At 68.2% G+C, this 5630-nt stretch carries 6 protein-coding genes and 1 pseudogene; 5 read left to right on the forward strand and 2 right to left on the reverse strand.

The window, feature by feature from the left end; translation table 11 throughout:
• Nucleotides 1-402, reverse strand: a pseudogene (locus AC27IQ_RS18190) (SPOR domain-containing protein); the annotation flags it as partial.
• A 22-nt stretch (nt 403-424) separates the two neighbouring features.
• The gene (gene folC, locus AC27IQ_RS18195; protein ID WP_487090295.1) at nt 425-1750 is read right to left on the reverse strand and encodes a bifunctional tetrahydrofolate synthase/dihydrofolate synthase; all 1326 of its coding nucleotides are present in this window, start codon (nt 1748-1750) and stop codon (nt 425-427) included.
• 47 nt (nt 1751-1797) lie between these two features.
• Here folC and AC27IQ_RS18200 point away from each other — a divergent pair, with 47 nt between their 5' ends.
• From AC27IQ_RS18200 to AC27IQ_RS18220, 5 genes are all read left to right on the forward strand, one after another.
• Nucleotides 1798-2223: an ArsC family reductase gene (locus tag AC27IQ_RS18200; protein ID WP_487090296.1), complete on the forward strand. Its 426-nt coding sequence runs from the start codon at nt 1798-1800 to the stop codon at nt 2221-2223.
• A 112-nt stretch (nt 2224-2335) separates the two neighbouring features.
• Nucleotides 2336-2971: a glycine zipper 2TM domain-containing protein gene (locus tag AC27IQ_RS18205; protein ID WP_487090297.1), complete on the forward strand. Its 636-nt coding sequence runs from the start codon at nt 2336-2338 to the stop codon at nt 2969-2971.
• 180 nt (nt 2972-3151) lie between these two features.
• On the forward strand, nt 3152-3469 hold the full coding sequence (ppnP, locus tag AC27IQ_RS18210; RefSeq protein WP_272568545.1) for a pyrimidine/purine nucleoside phosphorylase: 318 nt from the start codon (nt 3152-3154) through the stop codon (nt 3467-3469).
• Nucleotides 3470-3486: 17 nt separating this feature from the next.
• Entirely contained in the window at nt 3487-4830 is a 1344-nt protein-coding gene (gene argG / locus AC27IQ_RS18215) for an argininosuccinate synthase (RefSeq protein ID WP_272568543.1), read from the forward strand.
• A 157-nt stretch (nt 4831-4987) separates the two neighbouring features.
• Nucleotides 4988-5630 (forward strand): sigma-70 family RNA polymerase sigma factor (locus AC27IQ_RS18220; protein ID WP_487090298.1); only part of this gene is annotated, 643 nt, incomplete at its 3' end.

Here is a 5630-nt window from a genome sequence, read left to right on the forward strand (position 1 = left end):
GGGCGCAGGGGCGTGCACCGGAGCAGACGCCGCCGGCTTGGGCGCGTTGCGGCTAGACGGCACGACCTCTTCGCCTTCGGCCAGCCCCCCGGCCGACGCCATGGCCGGGGCCGAAGCTGCCGGACGGGCCGGCGCGGCCTCGGGCACCACCAGGGGAGCCACCTTGTTGCGATCGGGAATGTCGATAGGAATATCGACCGGGATGGGGCGCGGCTGGGTGTCGAACAGGATGGGGAAACCCACCACCCCCAGCAACACCAGCACCGCTGCGCCGATCAGCCGGTGCCGTGCGCGCCGACGCATGGCCTCGATGCTCTCAGCCTGGGCATTGCGCGAACGCTTGCCCGCGGGTTTATCGGGTTGCTCCTTGCTGCCGGGCCACCGAAACTTGAAAAATGCCATGGAGTGCAGAATCGTGCGGACCTTATGCGCCCAGATGCTTGGCCTGCAGGCGAGGCGTCCCATTGGTCAGAACGCCGCCCACCGTGTAGAACGAGCCAAAGACCACGATTCTATCAGCCGGCTCCGCGGCATCGACGGCCGCCTGCAGTGCCTGCTGGGGGTCCACGTGCAGGCTGGTGGGCACGGTGCGGCGCCCCCCGGCCACGATCTGCAGGGCGTTCCATTTCTGCTGCAGGCCCGCGGCGCTCTCGGCGCGGGGCGTGGGCAGATCGGTGAAATACCAGCGGTCCACCAGCGGACCGATCTTGGCCAGCATGGGGCCGAGGTCCTTGTCGGCCATGGCGCCCAGCACGGCATGCGTGGTGGGGAAGAACCCCATCGCGTCCAGGTTGGCGGTCAGCGCCGCCACCGAATGGGGGTTGTGCGCCACATCCAGCACCAGGGTCGGCTGGCCGGGAACGATCTGGAAGCGCCCGGGCAGTTCCACCATGGCCAGCCCGTTGCGCACCGCCTGGGCGGTGACCGGAAGCCGGTCGCGCAGGGCCTCGAGCGCCGCCAGGGCGCCGGAGGCATTGACGAGCTGGTTGGCGCCCCGCAAGGAAGGGTAGGCCATGCCGGCGTAGCGGCGCCCCCGCCCGGCCCAGCTCCACTGCTGCTTGTCGCCCGAAAAGTTGAAGTCATGGCCGAAGCGCCACAGGTCGGCGCCGATCTCCAGAGCATGGTCGAGCACGCTCTGCGGCGCCATGGGATCGCTCACCACCACGGGGCGGCCCGTGCGCATGATGCCGGCCTTCTCGCGTCCGATGGTTTCGCGGTCGGGGCCCAGGAATTCGGTGTGGTCGATGTCGATGCTGGTGATGACGGCGCAGTCCGTGTCGATCACGTTGGTGGCGTCCAGACGCCCGCCCAGGCCGACCTCGAGGATGGCCACATCCAGCCGCGACAGGCTCATGAGCCGCAGAATCGCCAGGGTGGTGAACTCGAAGTACGACAGCGAAATGTCCTCGCCATCCAGGATCCTGGCGCTTTCCACGGCGGCGAAGTGCGCGACCAGATCCGAAGCGGCGACGATCTCGCCGTGGATGCGGCACCGCTCCTCGAAGTGCACCAGGTGCGGCGACGTGTACACCCCGGTGCGGTAGCCCGACTGCAGCGCCACCGCTTCGAGCATGGCGCAGGTGGAGCCCTTGCCGTTGGTGCCGGCCACGGTGATGACCGGGCAGTCGAACCGCAGATCCATGCGCCGGGCCACGGCACGCACGCGGTCCAGGCCCATGTCGATGTTCTTCGGGTGCAGGCGCTCGCAATGGCCGAGCCAGCCTTCCAGGGTGTCGAAATTGGTGTGCATACGGGGCCGGATTGTCGCCGAGCGCGGCTTGCACGATGATCTGCGCCATGAGTACCCCCACCCGTACCCCCACCCGTCCCCTCGCCCACGCCGCCGCCCGCCCGGACACCACCGTGCTCTACGGCATTCCCAACTGCGACACCGTCAAGAAGGCCCGCGCCTGGCTCGCCGCCCAGGGCGTTGCGCACCAGTTCCACGACTTCAAGAAGCAGGGCGTGCCGGCCGATCGCCTGCCGCATTGGGCCGATGCGGTGGGCTGGGAAAAGCTGCTCAACCGCCAGGGAACGACTTGGCGCAAGCTGGATGCGGACACCCAGGCCGCCGTGCACGACGCAGGCAGCGCCGCCGAGGTGATGAAGGCGCAGCCCAGCGTCATCAAGCGCCCGGTCGTGGAATGGGCGGACGGCCGCATCACCGTGGGTTTCAACGAAGCCGATTGGAACGAAGCCGCCACCGCGCGCTCCAAGCCCTGAAACGGCACAAATCTTTACCCAGATTTACGGCCCCCGGCTGCAGGCTTGACACGGCGACCCTAAACTTTTTCTCAGCCTGATGCGTTGTACACCGACCGAAAGGAGCTTCTCCATGAAGAAAATCATCTTGTTGACCGCGCTGGCTGCCGTTGCAGCCGGTGCCAGCGCCCAGGAGCAGGGCCGCGTCCTCTCCGCCACCCCCATCACCGAGCAGGTGGCCATTCCCCAGCAGGTGTGCGGTAACGAAACCATCTACGGCGAATCCCGGCCGACCGGCGCCGGGGCGGTGCTGGGTGCCATCGCCGGCGGGGCCACCGGCAACGCGATCGGCAAGGGCAGCGGACGCGCCGCCGCCACCGCCATCGGGCTGATCGGCGGGGCCGTGCTGGGCAACAACATCGAGGGCACCCGGCCCGAGTACCAGAACGTGCAGCGCTGCTCCACCCAGACGTACTACGAGAACCGCACCATGGGCTACAACGTGCTCTACGAGTACGCGGGCCGCCAGTACACCACCCGCACGCAGCACGACCCGGGCGCCTGGATTCCCGTGAGCGTGCAGCCCATCGCCAGCGCGCCGCCGGCCCCCGCTTACTCCGGCGGCTACGCCCAGCCGGGCGTGGTGGTCTCCACCTACCCTGGCCCGCCCGCCTACGTGACGCCCTCGTCCACCACGGTCATCGAATACCACGACAGCTACGGCCGCCCCTACTACCCGCCCCGCCCGCGCGATCCCTACTGGCGCTGAAGGAACCACCGGCCGGACGGCCAACGCATCCAGCAGGGAGCCTTCGGGCTCCCTTTTTCGTGGGGCGCGCCTTCGGCCCGGCGTTTTGGGGCGCCGCCTCGCACGGGGAACGGGGGCCGGCCGCAGCGTTCAACCTAGAATCTTCGGTTTTCCCCCTTCCTCTTCCTTTCAAGCGCATCCATGACCACCGAAACCATCGACGGCGTGTCCGTCACCACCCAAGCCAACGTGTATTTCGACGGCAAATGCGTGAGCCACAACATCACGTTTCCGGACGGCACGAAGAAATCGGTGGGCGTGATCCTGCCCGCCACGCTGACCTTCAACACCGGCGCGCCCGAGATCATGGAATGCGTGGGCGGCGCGTGCGAGTACAAGCTCGACGGCACCGACGCCTGGGTGAAGTCCGGCGCGGGCGAGAAATTCAGCGTGCCCGGCCAGTCGAAGTTCGAGATCCGCGTCGCCAGCGCCTACCACTACATCTGCCACTTCGGCTGAACCGCAAGGCACCGCACATGGCCACCATCCTCCAGAACCTGCCCCTGAACCAGAAGGTCGGCATCGCCTTCTCCGGCGGTCTCGACACCAGCGCCGCGCTGCGCTGGATGAAGAACAAGGGCGCCCTGCCCTACGCCTACACGGCCAACCTGGGCCAGCCCGACGAGCCGGACTACGACGCCATCCCCGCCAAGGCGATGGAATACGGCGCCGAAAAAGCCCGCCTGGTGGACTGCCGCACGCAGCTCGCCCATGAAGGCATCGCCGCGCTGCAGGCCGGCGCCTTCCACATCAGCACGGCCGGCATCACCTACTTCAACACCACGCCGCTGGGCCGCGCCGTCACCGGCACCATGCTGGTGGCGGCCATGAAGGAAGACGACGTCCACATCTGGGGCGACGGCTCGACCTTCAAGGGCAACGACATCGAGCGCTTTTACCGCTACGGCCTGCTCACCAACCCCTCGCTCAAGATCTACAAGCCCTGGCTGGACCAGCTGTTCATCGACGAGCTGGGCGGCCGCGCCGAAATGTCGGCCTTCATGACGAAGGAAGGCTTCGGCTACAAGATGAGCGCTGAAAAGGCCTACAGCACTGACAGCAACATGCTGGGCGCGACGCACGAGGCCAAGGACCTGGAGTTCCTGAACAGCGGCATCCGCATCGTGAACCCCATCATGGGGGTGGCGTTCTGGAAGGACGATGTCCAGGTCAAGTCCGAGGAAGTGTCCGTGCGCTTCGAGGAAGGCCAGCCCGTCGCCCTGAACGGCGTCGAGTACAACGACCCCGTGGCGCTGATCCTGGAAGCCAACCGCATCGGCGGCCGCCACGGCCTGGGGATGAGCGACCAGATCGAGAACCGCATCATCGAAGCCAAGAGCCGCGGCATCTACGAAGCCCCGGGCCTGGCGCTGCTGCACATCGCCTACGAGCGTCTGGTGACCGGCATCCACAACGAAGACACCATCGAGCAGTACCGCATGAACGGCCTGAAACTGGGCCGCCTGCTGTACCAGGGCCGCTGGTTCGACCCGCAGGCCATCATGCTGCGCGAGACCGCCCAGCGCTGGGTGGCGCGCGCCGTGACCGGCACGGTGACGCTGGAGCTGCGCCGCGGCAACGACTACTCGCTGCTCAACACCGAGTCGCCCAACCTGACCTATGCGCCCGAGCGCCTGTCGATGGAAAAGGTGGAAGACGCGCCGTTCAGCCCCGCCGACCGCATCGGCCAGCTGACCATGCGCAACCTGGACATCATCGACACGCGCCACAAGCTGGGCGTCTACGCCCAGTCCGGCCTGCTGTCGCTGGGCGGCAATGCCGCGCTGGCGCAGCTGGGCGACGGCAGCGAGAAAAAGTAACGCCAGGCATCGAAAAGGCCTCCAGCGCTACCGCGACATGCGCTGGCAGCTATGAAAACAAGAGCAACCGCCCCGCCACCCGGCCGGGCGGTTTTCTTTTTTTGGCAGGCGGCGCGGATTCCTGTCACAAACCGGCCCGGCCACCCGTCTTGAAGGCATGAACGCCGACAAACCCCTCGCCCCGGACCCGCACACCGCCACGTTCCTTCAGCACCGCCCGCGCCTCCTGGGCGTGGCCTACCGCATGCTGGGCAGCCGCGCCGATGCACAGGACGTGCTGCAGGACGCCTGGCTGCGCTGGCAGTCCACGCCGGCCGAGCGCGTGCAGACGGCCGAGGCCTGGCTGGTGACCACCGTCACCCGCCTGTGCGTGGACCGGCTGCGCGCCACCCGCACCGAGCGCGAGGCCTACAGCGGCCCGTGGCTGCCCGAACCCTGGCTGGACCGCGACGCCACCGCGCCGGCGGCCGATGCGCGTGCCGAGCTGGCATCCGATCTGTCCATCGCGCTGCTGGTGGTGCTGGAACGCCTGTCGCCCGACGAGCGCGCCGCCTTCCTGCTGCACGACGTGTTCGACAGCGACTACGGCGAGATCGCCACCGTGCTGGACCGCAGCGAGGCGGCCTGCCGCCAGCTGGTGCACCGCGCCCGCACCCAGGTGCGCCGGGAGAAGGTGCGCTTTTCGGCCACGCCGGACGCCGCGCGGGCCCTGCTGCACCGCCTCGTGGACGCGATGCGCGCCCAGGACCACGGCGCCCTGCTCGCCCTCTTCGCGCCGGACGCCACCTGGACGCCCGATG

The sequence above is a fragment of the Acidovorax sp. KPB24-07 genome, assembly GCF_057543315.1.

Excerpts from the sequence above, each read along its gene's own strand:
- argG (WP_272568543.1), top strand. The coding sequence starts at position 3,487 with ATGGCCACCATCCTCCAGAACCTGCCCCTGAACCAGAAGGTCGGCATC.
- ppnP (WP_272568545.1), top strand. The coding sequence starts at position 3,152 with ATGACCACCGAAACCATCGACGGCGTGTCCGTCACCACCCAAGCCAAC.
- AC27IQ_RS18205 (WP_487090297.1), top strand. The coding sequence starts at position 2,336 with ATGAAGAAAATCATCTTGTTGACCGCGCTGGCTGCCGTTGCAGCCGGT.
- folC (WP_487090295.1), bottom strand. The coding sequence starts at position 1,750 with ATGCACACCAATTTCGACACCCTGGAAGGCTGGCTCGGCCATTGCGAG.
- AC27IQ_RS18200 (WP_487090296.1), top strand. The coding sequence starts at position 1,798 with ATGAGTACCCCCACCCGTACCCCCACCCGTCCCCTCGCCCACGCCGCC.